The 18,134-nt window shown below is 66.0% G+C and carries 19 protein-coding genes; 16 read left to right on the top strand and 3 right to left on the bottom strand.

The features are described 5' to 3' along the window. The first annotated feature begins 31 nt into the window (after window positions 1-31). From cgtA to HELO_RS01690, 14 genes are all read left to right on the top strand, one after another. Complete coding sequence (gene cgtA / locus HELO_RS01630) at window positions 32-1,219, top strand: Obg family GTPase CgtA (protein ID WP_013331067.1); 1,188 nt, start codon at window positions 32-34, stop codon at window positions 1,217-1,219. A 101-nt stretch (window positions 1,220-1,320) separates the two neighbouring features. Further along, entirely contained in the window at window positions 1,321-2,460 is a 1,140-nt protein-coding gene (gene proB / locus HELO_RS01635; protein WP_013331068.1) for a glutamate 5-kinase, read from the top strand. A 212-nt stretch (window positions 2,461-2,672) separates the two neighbouring features. Next, window positions 2,673-2,939, top strand: a complete 267-nt coding sequence (gene rpsT / locus HELO_RS01640) for a 30S ribosomal protein S20 (protein WP_013331069.1) — start codon at window positions 2,673-2,675, stop codon at window positions 2,937-2,939. A gap of 289 nt (window positions 2,940-3,228) precedes the next feature. After that, window positions 3,229-4,752, top strand: a complete 1,524-nt coding sequence (gene murJ / locus HELO_RS01645) for a murein biosynthesis integral membrane protein MurJ (RefSeq protein WP_109637289.1) — start codon at window positions 3,229-3,231, stop codon at window positions 4,750-4,752. Between the two features lie 83 nt (window positions 4,753-4,835). Further along, window positions 4,836-5,867, top strand: a complete 1,032-nt coding sequence (gene ribF, locus HELO_RS01650) for a bifunctional riboflavin kinase/FAD synthetase (RefSeq protein WP_013331071.1) — start codon at window positions 4,836-4,838, stop codon at window positions 5,865-5,867. Window positions 5,868-5,877: 10 nt separating this feature from the next. Continuing rightward, the gene (gene ileS / locus HELO_RS01655) at window positions 5,878-8,712 is read left to right on the top strand and encodes an isoleucine--tRNA ligase (protein ID WP_174208847.1); all 2,835 of its coding nucleotides are present in this window, start codon (window positions 5,878-5,880) and stop codon (window positions 8,710-8,712) included. Window positions 8,713-8,722: 10 nt separating this feature from the next. Beyond that, a complete protein-coding gene (gene lspA, locus HELO_RS01660; RefSeq protein ID WP_041602330.1) occupies window positions 8,723-9,256 on the top strand; it encodes a signal peptidase II in 534 nt (177 codons plus the stop codon). 24 nt (window positions 9,257-9,280) lie between these two features. After that, complete coding sequence (gene fkpB / locus HELO_RS01665) at window positions 9,281-9,742, top strand: FKBP-type peptidyl-prolyl cis-trans isomerase (protein WP_013331074.1); 462 nt, start codon at window positions 9,281-9,283, stop codon at window positions 9,740-9,742. A 23-nt stretch (window positions 9,743-9,765) separates the two neighbouring features. Continuing rightward, window positions 9,766-10,719 (top strand): 4-hydroxy-3-methylbut-2-enyl diphosphate reductase, encoded by a 954-nt coding sequence (ispH, locus tag HELO_RS01670; RefSeq protein ID WP_013331075.1) that lies wholly within the window; start codon window positions 9,766-9,768, stop codon window positions 10,717-10,719. 74 nt (window positions 10,720-10,793) lie between these two features. After that, the gene (locus tag HELO_RS19385) at window positions 10,794-10,922 is read left to right on the top strand and encodes a hypothetical protein (RefSeq protein ID WP_263974214.1); all 129 of its coding nucleotides are present in this window, start codon (window positions 10,794-10,796) and stop codon (window positions 10,920-10,922) included. A gap of 79 nt (window positions 10,923-11,001) precedes the next feature. After that, window positions 11,002-11,409 (top strand): type IV pilin protein, encoded by a 408-nt coding sequence (locus HELO_RS01675; protein ID WP_013331076.1) that lies wholly within the window; start codon window positions 11,002-11,004, stop codon window positions 11,407-11,409. A 22-nt stretch (window positions 11,410-11,431) separates the two neighbouring features. Further along, window positions 11,432-11,827 carry a prepilin-type N-terminal cleavage/methylation domain-containing protein gene (locus HELO_RS01680; protein ID WP_013331077.1) on the top strand — a complete coding sequence of 132 codons (396 nt, stop codon included), beginning with the start codon at window positions 11,432-11,434 and terminating at the stop codon, window positions 11,825-11,827. Then, the gene (locus HELO_RS01685; protein ID WP_013331078.1) at window positions 11,824-12,297 is read left to right on the top strand and encodes a PilW family protein; all 474 of its coding nucleotides are present in this window, start codon (window positions 11,824-11,826) and stop codon (window positions 12,295-12,297) included. Before HELO_RS01680 ends, HELO_RS01685 begins: the two co-directional genes overlap by 4 nt. Beyond that, on the top strand, window positions 12,294-13,337 hold the full coding sequence (locus HELO_RS01690) for a pilus assembly PilX family protein (protein WP_013331079.1): 1,044 nt from the start codon (window positions 12,294-12,296) through the stop codon (window positions 13,335-13,337). The genes HELO_RS01685 and HELO_RS01690 overlap by 4 nt, the downstream gene beginning before the upstream one ends. Before the next feature lie 31 nt (window positions 13,338-13,368). Here the strand turns inward: HELO_RS01690 and HELO_RS01695 are convergent, their stop codons facing one another. Beyond that, window positions 13,369-13,923: a GspH/FimT family pseudopilin gene (locus tag HELO_RS01695; protein WP_013331080.1), complete on the bottom strand. Its 555-nt coding sequence runs from the start codon at window positions 13,921-13,923 to the stop codon at window positions 13,369-13,371. Between the two features lie 71 nt (window positions 13,924-13,994). On the opposite strand from HELO_RS01695, the gene thiO reads away from it, so the two are divergent. Further along, the gene (gene thiO / locus HELO_RS01700; RefSeq protein WP_041601841.1) at window positions 13,995-15,083 is read left to right on the top strand and encodes a glycine oxidase ThiO; all 1,089 of its coding nucleotides are present in this window, start codon (window positions 13,995-13,997) and stop codon (window positions 15,081-15,083) included. A gap of 37 nt (window positions 15,084-15,120) precedes the next feature. On the opposite strand, the gene HELO_RS01705 is transcribed toward thiO, so the two are convergent. Further along, the gene (locus HELO_RS01705) at window positions 15,121-15,381 is read right to left on the bottom strand and encodes a PP0621 family protein (RefSeq protein ID WP_013331082.1); all 261 of its coding nucleotides are present in this window, start codon (window positions 15,379-15,381) and stop codon (window positions 15,121-15,123) included. 110 nt (window positions 15,382-15,491) lie between these two features. Here HELO_RS01705 and HELO_RS01710 point away from each other — a divergent pair, with 110 nt between their 5' ends. Beyond that, window positions 15,492-17,126 carry an NAD+ synthase gene (locus HELO_RS01710; RefSeq protein ID WP_041601842.1) on the top strand — a complete coding sequence of 545 codons (1,635 nt, stop codon included), beginning with the start codon at window positions 15,492-15,494 and terminating at the stop codon, window positions 17,124-17,126. Window positions 17,127-17,268: 142 nt separating this feature from the next. Here HELO_RS01710 and HELO_RS01715 read toward each other — a convergent pair whose 3' ends face one another. Further along, window positions 17,269-18,078, bottom strand: coding sequence for an outer membrane protein assembly factor BamD (locus tag HELO_RS01715; protein ID WP_013331084.1), 810 nt, complete (start codon window positions 18,076-18,078; stop codon window positions 17,269-17,271). Between the last annotated feature and the right edge of the window lie 56 nt (window positions 18,079-18,134).

Below are 18,134 nucleotides of genomic sequence, written 5' to 3' on the forward strand. Positions count from 1 at the left end.
ATGGCGACATGCATCGCCGGGAGAATGAACAATGCAGTTCGTCGACGAAGCCTCGATCATCGTGGAAGCCGGCAAGGGCGGTAATGGCTGCCTGAGCTTTCGCCGCGAAAAGTACGTGCCCAAGGGCGGGCCGGACGGTGGCGATGGTGGCCATGGCGGCAGCGTGCACCTGATCGGTGACGACGCCCTGAACACCCTCATCGACTTCAAGTACCAGCGCTTCTACAAGGCCCAGAATGGCCAGCCGGGTCAGGGGCGGCAGATGAGCGGCCGTGCCGGCGAGGATCTGCATATCAAGGTACCGGTGGGCACCACGGTGATCGACGAGGATACCCTCGAGGTGATCGCCGATGTGACCGAGGCCGGCCAGGTGGTGCTCGTCGCCCAGGGCGGTCGCCGCGGTCTGGGTAACATTCACTTCAAGTCCTCGACCAACCGGGCGCCGCGGCGTACCACGCCGGGCACCGAGGGAGAGCGCCGCAACCTGCGCTTCGAGATGAAGGTGATGGCGGATGTCGGCCTGCTGGGCATGCCCAATGCCGGCAAGTCGACGTTGATCCGCTCGGTGTCGGCGGCCAAGCCCAAGGTGGCCAATTATCCCTTCACCACCCTGGTGCCCAATCTCGGCGTGGTGAAGCTGGGCCAGCATGAGCACTTCGTGATGGCCGATGTGCCGGGCTTGATCGAGGGAGCCTCGGATGGAGCCGGTCTGGGGCTGCGCTTTCTCAAGCACCTGACGCGCACGCGGCTGTTGCTGCATGTGGTCGATGTCGCGCCCTTCGATGAGAGCGATCCCGTGGAGGCCGCCCGGTCCATCGCCCACGAGCTGGGGCAATTCTCCCCGGCGCTCGCCGAGCGTCCGCGCTGGCTGGTGCTCAACAAGCTCGACCTGCTGCCCGCCGAGGAGCGGGAAGCCGTGGCCGATGACATCGTGGCGCGTCTGGCGTGGCAGGGGCCCGTTTTCCGCCTGTCGGCGATCAGCGGCGAGGGCACCGATGCCCTGGTGCAGGCCGTGCACCGTTGGCTCACCGAGCAGCGCCGGCTGGAGAACGAGGACGAGGAGGCCGCCGAGCACGAGCGCGAGATGCGTCGCCGCATGGAAGATGAGTCGGTGGCGCGTGCCGAGGCGCGCCTGGGCCGCAAGCGCAAGCGGGACGACGAGGATGACGATGACTTCGACGATGATGATTATGATGTCGAGGTCGAATACGTTCCTTGATGACAGGAGCGGCGGCGCTCGCGCAGCCCTGATGGCTGGGCGGGCATCACCCGCCCTGTGTGGGTTTTGGATCAACTGATACAACCTCGACCGAGGAGCCGATGGACGATCTCGAGCAAGTGCCTGACCGCGAGGCGCTGAAGCGCATGCGGCGGGTGGTGGTGAAGATTGGCAGCGCGCTGTTGACCAACGACGGTCGAGGGCTCGATGAGCCGGCCATCGGCGGCTGGGTCGACGAGATCGCTGAGCTGCATCGGCGCGGCATCGAGGTGGTGCTGGTGTCGTCCGGCGCCGTGGCGGCGGGCATGGTGCGGCTCGGCTGGCAGACGCGTCCTTCCGAGGTGCACGCCCTGCAGGCCGCCGCTGCGGTGGGGCAGAACGGCTTGACCGAATGCTACGAAGGTCACTTCGCCCGCCATGGGCTGACCACCGCCCAGATCCTGCTGACCCATGACGATCTCTCCAATCGCAAGCGCTACCTCAATGCGCGTTCCGCACTGCGCACCCTGGTCGGGCTGGGCGTGGTGCCAGTGGTCAACGAGAACGACACCGTGGTCACCGACGAGATCCGCTTCGGCGACAACGACACCCTCGGCGCCCTGGTGGCCAACCTGCTGGAAGCCGATGCCCTGGTCATCCTGACCGACCAGGAGGGGCTCTTCGATGCAGACCCCCGCCATGATCCGAATGCCCGCCTGATCACGGAAGGGCGTGCCGATGATCCCCGGCTGGCCGAGGTGGCCGGCGGTGGCGGTGCCCTGGGGCGGGGCGGCATGTCGACCAAGGTACGAGCGGCGCGCCTGGCGGCGCGTTCCGGGGCGGTCACGGTGATTGCCAGCGGGCGTCAGCGCGATGTGCTTGGCCGGCTCGTTGCAGGTGAGCGACTGGGTACCCTGCTCATGCCCGAGCGTGCGCCCATGGCGGCGCGCAAGCGCTGGTTGGCGGGGCAGCTCCAGGTGCGCGGCAACCTGACCCTGGATGACGGCGCGGTGAAGGTGCTGCGCGACAGCGGCTCCAGCCTGTTGCCGGTGGGAGTGAAAAGCGTGTCGGGCGACTTCGTGCGCGGCGACATGGTGCTGTGCGTCGACGAACAGGGGCAGCGGGTGGCCAAGGGGCTGGTCAATTATGGTGTCGATGAAGTGCGTCGCCTGCTCGGCCAGCCCAGTCATCGCATCGAGGCGATCCTCGGCTACATGGAGTCGCCGGAGCTCATACACCGCGACAACCTGGTCGTCCTGTAAAGAAAGTGCTGCACCGCGCCAGGCTGGCATGGCCTCGCGCGGCATGATAGGATGCGCCATCCTCTCAGACACGGCCCGTAAGCGACTGCGCCACATTGCGCGGTCGGCCGGATGGCCAGGCCGACGGGGATTTTTTTATTTCCCTGTTGGATCAATATGTTATTGAACACCGCCGAATTCGGCGGTAACAACTTTCTCCAAGGAGACAGTCAGTGGCTAACACTAAGCAAGCCCGCAAGCGCGCCCGTCAGGCGGAAGGCCGTCGTGTCCTGAAAGCCAGCCAGCGCAGCATGGTTCGCACCTACGTCAAGAACGTCATCAAGGCCATCAATGGCGGTGACCACGCCCAGGCGATGGATGCCTTCAAGCAGGCCCAGCCGGTCATCGACCGCATCGCCGACAAGGACGTGATCTCCAAGAAGAAGGCCGCTCGCCTGAAGAGCCGTCTCAACAAGCGCATCAAGGCCCTGGCAGCGTAAGCGCGCCGGACGCCCATGGAGCTCGCGAACCTTCTCGCGAGTGTTCCATCGAAAAACCGGCTGCGGCCGGTTTTTTTGTGGCCGCTCTCCCTGGCGGCCACCCTTCGGGCCGTCGCTGTGCGACGTCAAAAACCGTTGCCGACGGTTTATTGTTTCCGTTCCATCTGGCCTGGCAAGGAACCACACCGTGACCGATCGACAGCAACCACCCGAGCAGACGTCATCCGAGACCGCGTCAGCGGTCGTTGACGAGGCGTCTCGTCAAGCGGCGCCCCGTCGAGGCGGGCTGATGCGTTCGGGCATGGTCGTCAGCAGCATGACCATGCTGTCGCGGGTGATGGGACTGGCCCGGGACATGGTGATCGCCGCGCTGTTCGGTGCCGGGCAGGGTGCGGATGCCTTCTTCGTGGCCTTCAAGGTGCCCAACTTCCTGCGTCGGCTGTTCGCCGAGGGAGCCTTCAACCAGGCCTTCGTGCCGGTGCTGTCCGAATATGCCACCCAGCGCACCCGGGACGAGGTGCGCGAGCTGCTCGATGCCGTGGCCGGCAGCCTCGCGGCGGTGCTGATGCTGATCACCGCCCTGGCCATGCTGGCCGCCCCTTGGCTGGCCTGGGCTTTCGCACCGGGGTTTGCGCGTGACCCCGAGAAGATGGCGCTCACCGTGGACATGTTGCGGCTGACGTTCCCCTACCTGTTGCTGATCTCGCTGACGGCCTTCTCGGGGAGTGTGCTCAACACCTGGGGACGCTTCGCTGTACCGGCCTTCACGCCGGTGCTGCTCAACCTGTCGTTGATCGGTGCGGCCATGCTGCTCACGCCCCTGGTGAGCGAGCCCGCGCTGGCACTGGCCTGGGGGGTGCTGATCGCCGGGGCGGCCCAGTTGGCCTTCCAGGTGCCGTTCCTCGCCCGGCTGGGCCTGTTGCCACGCCCCTGGCCCAGGTTCGCCCACCCGGGCGTGCGGCGCGTGCTCAAGCTGATGGCGCCGGCGATGTTCGGCGTTTCGGTAGCGCAGATCAATCTGCTGCTGGATACCGTGCTGGCGTCGTTGCTGGCGGCTGGCAGTGTCTCCTGGCTGTATTATTCCGACCGTCTGGTGGAGCTGCCGCTGGGAGTGTTCGGGGTGGCCATTGGCACGGTGATCCTGCCGGCCTTGTCGAAGCGCCACGCCGAGCAGTCCCGGGAACACTTCGCGCAGATGCTCGACTGGGCGATCCGCGCCGTGCTGCTGCTCGGGCTGCCGGCGGCGCTGGCCCTGGTGGTGCTGGCCGAGCCGTTGCTGATCACTCTGTTCCACTATGGCGCCATGACCGACCACGATATCGACATGGCGGCCATGAGTCTGCGTGCCTATGCCGTGGGCCTGGTGGCCTTCATGCTGATCAAGGTGCTGGCGCCGGGCTTCTTCGCCCAGCAGGATACCAAGACGCCGGTCACGATCGGCATGATCGCCATGGGCGCCAACATGGTCTTCAACCTGATCCTGATCTGGCCGCTGGCGCATGCGGGGCTGGCGTTGGCCACGGCGCTCTCGGCGTTTCTCAATGCCGGCTTGCTGGGCAGGCTGCTGCATCGCCGGGGAGTGCTGATCTTCCAGGCGGGCTGGGGACGTTATGCGGTGCAGCTGCTCGGCGGCTGCATGGCGATGGGCCTGGCTCTCGTCTGGCTGGCGCCGGACTGGCACCAATGGCTCGACTGGTCGTTGGCGAGGCGTGCGGGCTGGCTGGCGGCCCTGGTGGCGGTCGGGGGAGGCGTGTACTTCGCCTGGCTGGCCGCCACGGGAGTGCGGCTGCGCCACTTCCGAATGAAAAGCTGACGCCAGGGCCATGTCGGCGCGGCTGTCAAGGGGCGCCTGGTCCGTTATAATCGACCACTTTACTCTCTGCGCGAACAACGCTCATGCAAGTGATTCGAGGATTGCACAATCTGCGCGACGAGCATCATGGCTGCGTGGCGACCATCGGCAATTTCGATGGCGTTCATCGCGGCCATCAGGCGATCCTCGATCAGCTGCTCGAACGCGCGCGTTCGTTATCGCTGCCGGCCACGGTGGTGGTCTTCGAGCCCCAGCCCCGGGAGTTCTTCGCCGGGGACCAGGCGCCGCCCCGACTGACGCGGCTGCGTGACAAGGTTCGGCTGCTGGCCGAGTACGGCGCCGACCGCGTGTTGTGCCTGCCCTTCAACGATGCCCTGCGCAGCCTGACCGCCCGGGCCTTCATCGAGCAAGTGCTGGTGCAGGGCCTGGGCGTGCGCCATCTGGTGGTGGGCGACGATTTCCGTTTCGGCTGCGACCGGCGCGGTGATTTCGAACTGTTGCAGACGGTCGGCACCGGTTCGGGATTCGAGGTCGAGCACACCCGGACCTTCCTGCTGGACGGTGAACGCGTTTCCAGCACGCGAGTCAGAACCATGCTGGCGAGCGGCAACTTCGATCAGGCCGCCCGCATGCTGGGTCGGCCTTACCGGCTCGGCGGCCGGGTGATGCGCGATCGCCAGCTCGGGCGGACCATCGGTGTGCCCACGGCGAACCTGCCACAGCCGCCGCATCCACTGGCCCTGCAGGGCGTCTACGCGGTCAAGGTCGAATTGCCCGGCGGACGTCACGCCGAGGGGGTGGCCAATATCGGCTGGCGGCCCACCGTGGGAAGCCAGCGGCCGGTGCTCGAGGTGCATCTGTTCGACTTCGATGAGGATCTGTACGGCGAGCGATTGACGGTACTGCCCTGCGCCAAGCTGCGCGGCGAGATGAAGTTCGATGGCCTCGAGGCCCTCAAGGCCCAGATCGGTGCCGACCAGGCTCGTGCGCGACGCTTTTTCGCCGAGACGGCGGCGACAGGAGATTCCCTACCTCTGGCATCGGCGCCGCTGGCGCGCGAGGCCGTGTTTTCCGACTCCTCGGCGGGACTGCCCGCCGACCATGATGACGGCTGACCCCCAGGATATGAGCGACTACAAGCACACTCTGAATCTGCCAGAAACCGAATTCCCGATGCGCGGCATGCTGCCCAAGCGCGAGCCGGCTCGGGTGGCCCAGTGGCAGGAGATGGATCTCTACCATCGCCTGCGCGAGGCGCGTCAGGGGCGCGAGTCCTTCGTGCTGCACGACGGCCCTCCCTATGCCAACGGCAGCATTCACATCGGTCACGCGCTCAACAAGATCCTCAAGGACATCATCGTCAAGTCCAAGAACCTGGCGGGGTTCGACGCCCCTTATGTGCCGGGCTGGGACTGTCATGGCCTGCCCATCGAGCACAAGGTCGAGACGACCCATGGCAAGCACCTGGAACCGGAGCAGGCCCGGGCGCTGTGCCGCGAGTATGCCGCCGAGCAGATCGACGGGCAGCGCGAGAGCTTCATCCGTCTGGGGGTGATCGGTGACTGGGAGCATCCCTATCGCACCATGGACTTCGTCAACGAGGCCGGCGAGATCCGCGCCCTGGCCGATCTGGTCGAGGGGGGCTATGTCTTCAAGGGGCTCAAGCCGGTCAACTGGTGCTTCGATTGCGGCTCGGCCCTGGCCGAGGCCGAGGTGGAGTACGCCGACAAGCAGTCCGATGCCATCGACGTGGCCTTTCCCTGCGCCGAGGACGACAAGCTGGCCGCCGCCTTCGGGCTGACCGAACTGCCCAAGCCCGCCGCCGTGGTGATCTGGACGACCACGCCCTGGACCATTCCCGCCAACCAGGCGCTGAACGTGCACCCCGAGTTCACCTATGCCCTGGTCGACGTGGGCGATCGGCTGCTGCTGCTGGCCGAGGAGCTGGTGGAAAGCTGCCTGGAACGCTTCGGGCTCGAGGGCAACATCATCGCCACCGCCGCCGGCGAGCGGCTGGAGTTGATCGAGTTCGCGCATCCGTTCTATGAGCGTCGTGCGCCGGTGTTCCTGGCGGACTATGTGGAAGTCGAGGAGGGCAGTACCGGCATCGTCCACTCGGCGCCGGTGCACGGGGTCGACGACTTCGAGTCCTGCCGTCGTTACGGCATCGAATTCGATGACTTCATCAGCGTCGTCAAGGGCGATGGCGTCTATGTGGACGACCTGCCGTTCTTCGGCGGGCAACTGATCTGGAAGGCCAACCTGCAGATTGTCGCCAAGCTCGATGAGGTCGATGCCCTGCTGGCCCACCACACCATCACCCACAGCTACATGCATTGCTGGCGCCACAAGACGCCGGTGATCTACCGGGCCACCGCTCAGTGGTTCGTGGGTATGGACACGCTCGGCCATGACGGCCGCAGCCTGCGCGACAAGGCGCTGGAGGGTGTCGAGGCGACTGCCTTCACGCCCGCCTGGGGCAAGGCGCGCCTGCACTCGATGATTGCCAATCGGCCGGACTGGTGCATCTCGCGCCAGCGCAACTGGGGGGTGCCGATTCCCTTCTTCCTGCATCAGCAGACCGGCGAGCTGCATCCGCGCACCGTCGAGTTGATGGAGGAGGTCGCCAAGCGCGTCGAGCGCGAAGGCATCGATGCCTGGTTCCGGCTCGATCCGGTCGAGCTGCTGGGCGACGAGGCCGGCGAGTACGAGAAGGTCACCGATACCCTGGACGTCTGGTTCGATTCCGGCACCACGCATCGTCATGTGATGCGCGGTTCCCATCCGATGGGGCACGAGCAGGGCCCGCGTGCCGATCTGTACCTCGAGGGATCGGATCAGCATCGTGGCTGGTTCCATTCCTCGCTGCTCACCGGTTCGGCCATCGATGGCCATCCGCCGTACCGCCAACTGCTCACCCATGGCTTCACCGTGGACGAGAAGGGGCGCAAGCAGTCCAAGTCGCTGGGCAACGTGGTGGCCCCCCAGGACGTGATGGACAAGCTCGGCGCCGACATCCTGCGGCTGTGGGTCGCGTCGACCGACTATTCCGGCGAGATGGCGGTGTCCGACCAGATCCTCAAGCGCACCGCCGACGTCTATCGACGCATCCGCAACACTTCGCGCTTCCTGCTGGCCAATCTCAACGGCTTCGATCCCGAGCGCGATGCTTTGGCCTTCGATGACATGCTGGCGCTGGATCGCTGGGTGGTGGATCGAGCCGCCCAGCTGCAGACGCGCATCCAGCGAGCGTACGAGGAATATCGCTTCCTCGATGTCTATCAGCAGGTGCATGGCTTCTGTGCCCGGGAGCTGGGCGGCTTCTATCTGGATGTGATCAAGGACCGCCAGTACACCACCCAGGTGGATTCGGTGGCCCGGCGCAGCGCCCAGACAGCGCTGTACCACGTCGTCCAGGCGCTGGTCCGCTGGGTTGCGCCGATCCTCAGCTTCACCGCCGAGGAGATCTACGAGCATATTCCCGGCAAGCGGGGCGAGAGCGTCCTGCTCGAGGAATACTACGATGGCCTGGGTACCCTGGAAGAGAGCGCCGAACTGGGGCGTGAATTCTGGGAGCGCGTGCTCAACGTCAAGCAGGCCGTCAACAAGTGCCTGGAAGACGCCCGCAACGCCAAGGTCATCAAGGGCAACCTGGCTGCCGAAGTGACGCTCTACGTGGATGACGAGCTGCGCGAGACCCTGAGCCGTCTCGGTGACGAGCTGCGCTTCGTGATGCTGACCAGCGAAGTACACCTGGCTTCGCTGGCTGATGGCGGCGACGCCGAGGCGACCGAGCTCGAGGGGCTCAAGGTGGCCGTCGCGGCCAGCGAATACCGCAAGTGCGAGCGTTGCTGGCACCATCGCGAGGATGTCGGCCAGCATGCCGGTCACGAAGACCTGTGCGGTCGCTGCATCAGCAACCTGCCGGACGGTCCCGGCGAGACTCGTCATTATGCGTGAGGTGGGCACCATGCCCGAGCATGACACGAAAGGGGGCGCCGCCGAGGTGGCGCCCATGCGACACCCCCTGCGCTGGCTGTGGCTGGCCGCGGCGGTAATCGTCGTCGACCTGGGCACCAAGGCATTGGCGTCCGCCCTGCTGGAATACGCCAGGCCGCTCGAGGTCCTGCCGTTCTTCAACCTGACGCTGCTGCACAATACCGGCGCGGCGTTCAGCTTCCTGGCCGACCATCCCGGCTGGCAGCGCTGGTTCTTCGCCGCCATCGCCGTGGCGGCGAGCGTGGGGCTGACCATCTGGATGCGTCGCCTGCACAGCGACGAGAAAATCCTCGGCGCCTCGCTCGCCCTGGTCATCGGCGGCGCGCTGGGCAACCTGTATGATCGGCTGGTACATGGCTATGTGGTGGACTTTCTGTCCTTCCACCTCGCCGGCTGGTATTACCCGGCCTTCAATGTGGCGGACATCGGCATCACCCTGGGCGCCATCGGGCTGATCGTCGAGTCGCTGTTCGGCGAACGTCGCCGCGCCCGTCGACGGCGTTGAGGCACCATCTTCGAGAGAGCATCCATGAGCGATCAACAAGCGAACGGCCATCGCATCGACGAGGGCATGCAGGTTACCCTGCACTTCACCCTCAAGCTGGAAGATGGCACCGTGGTCGATTCCACCCGGGACAAGCAGCCGGCCACCTTCCAGGTCGGTGACGGCAACCTGCCGCCCGGCTTCGAGCATCCCATCAAGGGACTCGCTGCCGGCGAGAACGGCAGCTACGAGATTTCCCCCGAGCACGCCTTCGGCCAGCACAATCCCCAGAACGTCCAGATGATCGCCAGGGACGATTTCGGCGACGAGACGCCTGAGATGGGCATGGTGATGTCCTTTGCCGATGTCGGCGGCGGCGAATTGCCTGGGGTCATCAAGCAGGTCGGCGAAAAGCAGGTCGAGGTGGATTTCAATCACCCCCTGGCCGGGCGTACCCTGACCTTCGAAGTAGAGGTGCTGGACGTGCAGCCCGCTACCACCCACTAGGCAAGCACCGAGGCTAGGCAACCATGCAAATCAAGCTGGCCAATCCCCGCGGTTTCTGCGCCGGTGTCGATCGTGCCATCGAGATCGTCAATCGGGCGCTGGATGTGTTCGGCCCGCCGATCTACGTGCGTCACGAGGTGGTGCACAACCGCTTCGTGGTCGACAGCCTGCGCGAACGCGGCGCGGTCTTCGTCGAGGAACTGCATGAGGTGCCCGACGACGTGATCGTCATCTTCTCGGCGCACGGCGTATCCCGCGCCGTGCAGCAGGAAGCCGAGCGGCGCGGTCTGCGGGTCTTCGATGCCACCTGCCCGCTGGTCACCAAGGTGCACATGGAAGTACTGCGCTATGCCCGGCGTGGCCAGGAGTGCATCCTCATCGGCCACCAGGGCCACCCCGAGGTGGAAGGCACCATGGGCCGCTACGACACCTCCCAGGGAGGCCAGATCTACCTGGTGGAGGACGAGAAGGACGTGGCGCGTCTCGAGGTGCAGGACCCGAGCCAGTTGGCCTTCGTCACCCAGACGACCCTGTCGATGGACGATACCGCTCGGGTGATCGACGCCCTGCGCGCCAAGTTCCCGGAGATCCAGGGGCCACGCAAGGACGACATCTGCTACGCCACCCAGAACCGTCAGGACGCCGTGCGGGAGCTGGCCTCCGGAAGTGATCTGCTGCTGGTGGTGGGCAGTCCCAACAGCTCGAATTCCAATCGGCTGCGCGAGCTTTCCGAGCGGGTCGGTACACCGGCCTACTTGATCGACAACGCCGAACAGATCGACGCGGCCTGGCTGGAAAACGTCGGGACGGTGGGCGTGACCGCCGGGGCCAGCGCACCGGAAGTGCTGGTTCAGGGCGTGATCGAACGATTGCGCGCCCTGGGGGCCGAGATGCCGGAAGAACTCGATGGACGTGCCGAGACGATCACCTTCTCCATGCCCACCGAGCTGCGCGAGCGGGTTATCGCCAGCAGCTAGCAGGGCGCCGAGCGTCACGTTTCATGCGTCAAGCCGGGCCTCGTCGCCCGGCTTTTGCGTGGGGAGGAGACATCATGGCGGGATGGATCGCCGCAGGAGTCGCCCTGGGGGCGGCCATTGGCGGCATGCTGGACAACATCGGCCTGGGGATCGGTGTCGGGGTAGCGCTGGGCGTGGCCCTGCAAGCGGCGACGCGGCGTTGATGGCGCCGGGTTCGAGCCCTACCGGACATCGGCATCCTGGTCCATATTGAGGACAGGACATCACGCCGGGGCAAGGGATATGTGCCATTCGCAGGCGCGGGCGTCGCGCCGATCCGAGGTCCGTCGTGGGCAGGCCGGTTTCACGCTGCTCGAGTTGATGGTCGTGGTGGCGATCATCGCTATTCTCGCCGGGGCCGCCTATCCGCGCTATATGGATGCCGTGGGCGAAGCGCGCCTCGCCGATGGCCGGTCAGCACTCATGGCGCTGGCTGGCCGCCTGGAACGCTGTCGCACCAGCACGCACTCCTATGTTGACTGCATCGACTCGCCGACTCCTTCTGAAGCGGGGCATTACCGTATTACCGCCACCCTGTCGCCGACCGAGTATCGACTGACGGCCACGCATGACAGTGAGGCCGTCAAGACGGCGTGTCGCGTGCTGACGCTCGACTCGACAGGGCAGGCGATGCCCGAGGCGTGCTGGTAGGTCGGCGGGGAGGGGCATGGCGATGGCAAGATTCCAGCAAGCCTTCACCCTGCTGGAAGCCCTGGTGGCGCTGCTGGTGCTCTCGGTAGGGTTGCTGGGAATGGCGTCGGTGCAGCTCGAGTCGCTGCGCGGTGCGCATGTCGGTTATCAGCGCGGCCTGACATCCCTGGCGGCGCAGGATGCCGTCGAGTTGCTGTGGTCGCGTCTCGAGGCCGGCCGTTGTCCAGGCCTGGGGGCCGAGGAAGCGGACTGGGAAGCTCGCTGGCGTGCCCGGATGCCCGGCTTGCAGGGCCGCGTCGAGCCGGCCGGCGATGATTGCACCTATGTGGTGACCCTCGAGTGGCAGGCGTCGCGTCTGGCGGACGAGGGCGAGACGTCCTTCGTCTATACCACCCGGCTGCCCGGTGAATCCCCATGATGGCGGGGCGCGTTGTCGAGAGCGGGGTGTCGCTGGTCGAGCTGCTGGTGGCTTTGGCGGTGAGCATGCTGGTCCTGCTGGGTGCGGGGCGCCTGTATCTGGGCGGGGTCGAGAACCTGGCTCGGGTGGACGATCTGGGCGAGCGCCAGGAAGCCATGACCCTGGGGGCGCTGTTCCTGTTGCGCGATATTCGGCGCGGTGGCGTCGAGCCGGGGCGCTACAAGCTGGTCGACGCCGTAAACGGTGAAGGCTGCAGTCTTCATGACGGCGTGTCGGGCGAGCCGCTGGTGGATGGCCTGGCGGCGACGGCCGGGAGCTGCGCGGCGAGTGAGCCGCTACAGGCGGACGTGGGCGGTCGGGCGGGGTTGTACCGAATCGTCCTGCGGCCGCTCGATGTATCGGAGCCCCTGGTGCTGCATGCCATGGATCGCGAAGCGGCGGTGCGTCATGCCGGGGAGTCGGCGCCATGAGAGACGGCGCGGAACGCCAGGCAGGGCTGGCATTGCCCATCGTGCTGGTGCTGCTCGCCATGGCGGTGATGCTGGGAGTGGCCGGGCTACGTTCGGCGCTGACTGCGGAGCGCCTGGCGGGCAACTTCAAGGCATCGGTGCAGGCCGGGATGGCGGCGGAGGCTGCCGCGTCCAGCGGCTGGTCGGCCTTGAAGAAGCCTGGCGACATCACCGTCGAGTCGTCACGCGAGGTGCTCGACGCGCTGACCTGGCACGAATTCATCGATCCCGCCCGCTTTCAGGGGGAGCCGGTCAGGCGAGGTGACTGCGAAGCGCCGATCCGCTGCGCCTATCGTTATGTCGCGGATGCCTCACGGCGACATCTCATCGTGGCCATGGGCGCGGTGATGGACGGCGACGGTCGCGTTCGGGCCGTGAGCGAGCCGGTGCGGGTCACGGTGGTCTTTTCGCGCCTTGCCGAACTGTTCTCCCGCTATGCCCTCCTGGCTGACGGCACCGTCGTGACCGGGGAGGGAGAGGCCTCGAAGGGGCGAGCGCATGGCAATGCATCCCGTGTGAGGGAGAATCGCGTCAGGATTCCCGATGTCGACGCCTCTCCGCCGGAAGATGCCGTGTCGCTGGCGCTGGAAGCCGATGAGAATGGCCAGCCGCGTTGCCGCTTCGAAGCGGTCGGCGATCTCGCCGGACGGGTCTACCACTGTGCGGGCCGCCTGGATATCCCGGTGGCGGCTCGTTTCCACAATGCCACCCTCGTCGCACGGGGCGATATCCATCTGGCCGGCGAGGTCGGACGAGAGGCATCCGTGGACGTGGCCATGCTATCGGGTGGCGACATTCATTTCCGGGCACCGGGGGTGGCGCGTGGCTGGTTCATGGCGGCAGGCGATGCGCGTCTGGAAGCCGGGGCGCTGCTGGAGGGTGCCGTCATCGCACACGGCGACATCCATCGGTCGAGCGGGGCAGTCGTGCGCCACCTCGTCGGCGACCCGCTGCTGCCCCATGCGCCCCGGGAAAAGCGCTTGTTGCGCTGGGAATCCTGATAATCGAGCGTAGACACTTTTCGGGCAGGGCCTAGCAGGCCGATGGCGTGTCATCGACCACCCGAACACGCCCGAAATTGCTGACGATCACCGAGGCGCCTTCACCGCGTCGGCCACAGAGGCGGAAGGTGCCATTGTGGCCGGTGGCGCGCCCCGTGGGCTGGTAGCGCACGGGGCGATGGTCGAGTCGGTAGGTGATGGCCGCCACCTGGCTGGCGCCGCGTCGTCCGAGGAGGAGGCGTTGGCCCGGCGGCAGGTCGATCTCGCCCTGCAGGATGCTCAGCGGTGCTGTCCAGTCCTCGATGCAGCGTCGTCCGTCCCGGCTGGGGCAGACGGTGATGATCGTGCCGCGGGTGATGGCGGTGTTGCGAGCCGTCGCCAGGACATCCTTGAGCCGCATGACGTCCGCGGCGACTTCGTTGCGGGCCATGAAACCACCCAGGCCGGGTGCTGCCCAGGCCACGGTGAATGCCAGGATGCCCAGCGCCACGCACAGTTCGAGAAGCGTCAGGCCAGCCTGACGCTTCCGTGCCGGGCCATGCGGCGTGTCGATATGGTAAGTTTGCGTGATGCGATCCGGTGGCATGTGGCCTCCCGCCTAAGCGTCAGGTTAGCCGGATATCGCGCCCTTTCCGTAAGCGAACTCGGACAAGTCCCGTGAGTGATTTTCTTGTTGTCGGTGGGGGCGTCATCGGCATGATGACGACCCTGCAACTGGCCGACGCCGGTCATTCGGTCACCCTCGTCGAGCGTGGCCAGTGTGGCCGAGAGGCCTCCTGGGCCGGCGGCGGCATCGTCTCGCCCCTCTATCCATGGCGCTACAGCGCGCCGATCTCGCGCCTTTCCGCCTGGTCGGAGGGTCGCTATCCGGAGCTCGCGCTGCGCCTGCTCGAAGAGACGGGCGTGGATCCCGAGTATCGCCAGAAGGGCCTGCTGTACCTGCGTGTCGACGACGAACGGGACGCCATGGCCTGGGCGCGGGAGGTCGGCAAGCCGCTCGAGCGGGTGTCCGGTGACTTCCTGTACGACAAGGAGCCCGAGGCGGTGCCCGGCTGCGCGGACGCGCTGTGGATGCCGACCCTGGGCAGCATCCGCAATCCTCGCCTGGCGCGGGCGCTACATGCACGACTGGCGGACATGCCGCGGGTCACGCTGCACGAGCACTGCGAGGTCCAGGGGCTGCGCGAGCAGGGCGGACGTATCGTCGCGGTGGAGACGAACGAGGGCGAGCTGCATGGCGATCAGGTCGTCGTGTGCGGCGGAGCCTGGGCCGCAGAGGTTCTGACGACAGTCGGTGTTGAACTGCCCGTGCGGCCGGTGAAGGGACAGATGATCCTGTTCAAGGCGCCGCCCGGGCTGGTGCGGCGTGTGGTACTGATGGATGGCCGCTATGTCATTCCCCGTGCCGATGGCCGGGTGCTGGCCGGCTCGACCCTGGAGGAAACGGGGTTCGACAAATCGCTCTCCGAGTCGGCGCGGGAGTCGCTGTGGACCTCGGCGACCGGCATCGTGCCGGCGCTTGCCGACTGCGAGGTGGAGCACCACTGGGCGGGACTGCGTCCGGGATCGCCGGATGGCGTGCCGTTCATCGGAGCGGTGCCGGGCATCGACAACCTGCACGTCAACGCCGGCCATTTCCGCAATGGCCTGGTCCTGGCGCCGGCTTCGACGCGCCTGCTGGTCGATGAGTTGCTGGGTCGCGAGCCGATTGTGGATCCGGCGCCCTATCGGCTGAAAGGAAGGTGAGAGGAAAGGAGATGAGCGGCGCTTGTGCGAGGCCGTGTCATTCCTCCGAGGAGCTTTCGGCGAGGTACTTGTCGCGGTGATCGGGAGAGCAGAACCATTCACCCTTTTCGCGCAGGGCATCATTCTCCGGGAGATGAACCTTGCACCAGGCGCAGCGCACCATCGGGTTTCCCGGTGATGCGTCCTGCCGGTCGTCGGCATCCCGGTCCTGCTTCCATTCGCGGTACATGCGGTAAAGCTTGAGGCCGGCGAAGAACAGCACGGCGAAAATGATCAGGCGGATCAGCAACAGATTCATCCTCTGGGCGGCTCCCTGAGAGAGGGTGTTCGAGGCGGTCGGCTTTGCGAGTCGGCCGCCCTTGCGGGACAATGTCGATACTGATGGATTCTCGAGAGATTTCTACGCCCATGCAAGACCTGACGTTGGTAATGGCCCAGCTGGACCCGCTGGTGGGGGATATCCCCGGCAATACCGAGCGGGCTATCGAAACGGTACGCGAGGCGCGCATCGAGCATGGTGCCGACGTCGTGGTGCTGCCCGAACTCTTCCTGACCGGCTATCCCCCGGAAGACCTGCTGCTGCGCCCCTCCATGGAAACGCGTCTGCGCCAGGCCCGGGCGCGAATGGCCGAGAAGATGGCCCGCGACGTGATGGTGATCGTCGGCTATCCGGGGCGTCGCGAGGGGGCCAACTGGAACCTGGCCGGTGTGCTCTACAACGGCGAATGGCTGGGCGAGTATGCCAAGCAGGCGTTGCCCAACTACGAGGTCTTCGATGAGCAGCGCTACTTCGCGGTGGGCGAGTCACCCCTGGTGATCGAGCACAAGGGAGCGAAGCTCGGTGTGCTGATCTGCGAAGATGTCTGGGAAGAGGGCCCTGTCCAGCAGGCGCGCGAAGCCGGGGCGGACATCCTGGTGACCCTCAACGCCTCGCCCTTCCACCAGGACAAGCCTGCCGAACGCCTGGCCCTGCTCGAGCAGCGGGCTCGCGAGGTAGGCCTGCCGATCGTCTACGTCAACCAGATCGGTGGCCAGGACGAGCTGGTGTTCGATGGCGGCTCGGCCTGTGTCGATGCCGATGGCGAGCTGCGTGTGCAGGCACCGCACTGGGCGGTCGGCTTGATGCCGGTGCAGTTCGTGCGCGATGAGCAGGGCGCCTGGGTGCCGAGCGCGGGCGAGGTCGATGAAGAGGCCAGCGCCGAGGAAAACCTGTATTGCGCGCTGGTGACCGGTCTGCGCGACTACGTCAACAAGAGCGGCTTCAAGGGCGTGGTGCTGGGGCTTTCCGGCGGCATCGATTCGGCCCTTTCGCTGGCGATTGCCGTGGATGCCCTGGGGCCCCAGCGGGTGCATGCGGTGATGATGCCGTACCACTATACCGCCGATATCTCGAAAGAGGACGCCGCCGAGCAGGCGCGGATGCTGGGGGTCGACTACGAGGTGCTGCCCATCGAATCGATGGTGGAAGCCTTCATGGACACCCTGGCCGACAGCTTCGCCGGTACCGAGCGTGACACCACCGAGGAGAACCTGCAGTCGCGCTGTCGCGGCGTGCTGTTGATGGCGATTTCCAACAAGAAGGGGCTCATGGTCCTGTCGACCGGCAACAAGAGCGAGATGGCGGTGGGGTACGCCACCCTCTATGGCGACATGGTGGGCGGCTACAACGCCATCAAGGATGTCTACAAGACCTGGGTCTATCGTCTGGCTCGCTGGCGCAACACTCAGGACCCGGCGATTCCCGAGCGCGTCATCGAGCGGCCGCCTTCCGCCGAGCTGGCGCCGGATCAGCAGGACACCGACTCATTGCCCGACTACGACACCCTGGACGCCATCCTGGTGCGCTACATCGAGGGCGACATGAGTGCCGAGGCCATCATCGAGGCCGGGTTCGATCATGACGATGTCTACAAGGTGGTGCGCCTGGTCGATCGCTGCGAGTACAAGCGTCGTCAGGCACCGGTCGGCGTACGCGTGACCCGTCGGGGCTTCGGCCGCGACCGGCGCTATCCCATCGTCAACGGCTGGCAGCCGGGGGAATGACGCCCGAAGAACACGGTTGATACCGCTGGAAGAGAGAAGAACGGCGCTTCGCGCCTTTAAGAGGGAAGATGCTCATTGATGCCCCGAACCTTGGGGCATCGCATCACACCAATCTTCCCTCTTCCTCAAGCCGAGCCCGGGCTCAAGCCGAAATCGGGTCGGCCTTGACGTAGCGCGGATCGAAGGTGCGGCCGTTGAGGCGTTCGTGGTTCGGCGCGTTTTCGATCAGGACCCGCAGGCTTTCCTTGGCGCGCTCCGGCATGTCCAGGCCGAGATAGCCCTCGACCATCACTGCCAGTGCATCGCGGGTGCTCTCCGCTTCCGGGTAGTGCTCGATGACCCAGCGACCACGCTTAACGGCGGCCAGGTAGGCGCCCTTGCGCAGGTAGAAGTCGGCGACCTCGAGCTCGTGTTGAGCCAGGAGGTTGCGCAGATAGACGATACGCTGGCGGGCATCCGGCGCGTACTGGCTGTTCGGATAGCGGCGAACCAGATCGCGGAAGTCGGAATAGGCATCCCGGGTAGCGCCGAGGTCACGCTTGGAGATATCGATCAGGCGCAGCGACTCCAGGCTGAAACGCCCGGCTTCCCAGGCGGCGAGGCCGCGCATGTAGTAAGCGTAGTCGACCTGAGGGTGATCGGGGTGCAGGCGAATGAAACGACTGGCGGCAGCGCGGGCGGCTTCCCAGTCACTGGTTTCATAGTAGGCATAGATGAGTTCGAGCTGGGCCTGCTCGGCGTGCTCGCCGAAGGGATAGCGGGTATCGATGGCTTCCAGCCGATTGACGGCGGTGGTGTAACGGCCATCCTCCAGAGCGGCGCGGCCTTCTTGATAGAGCTGGCCTTCCGCGACATCCGGAGCCTGTTCTTCCTTGGTGCTGGCGCAGCCGGCCAGAAGGGCGGTAGCCAGCAGCATGGCGGCCAGGCGAGTACCGGTCGTGATAACGCGCATCGTGATCCTCGTGTCAAACAACCCTGGGCGGCCGTGCTAGAATCGGCCTGAATCCG

The sequence above is a fragment of the Halomonas elongata DSM 2581 genome, assembly GCF_000196875.2.
GTDB lineage: Bacteria > Pseudomonadota > Gammaproteobacteria > Pseudomonadales > Halomonadaceae > Halomonas > Halomonas elongata.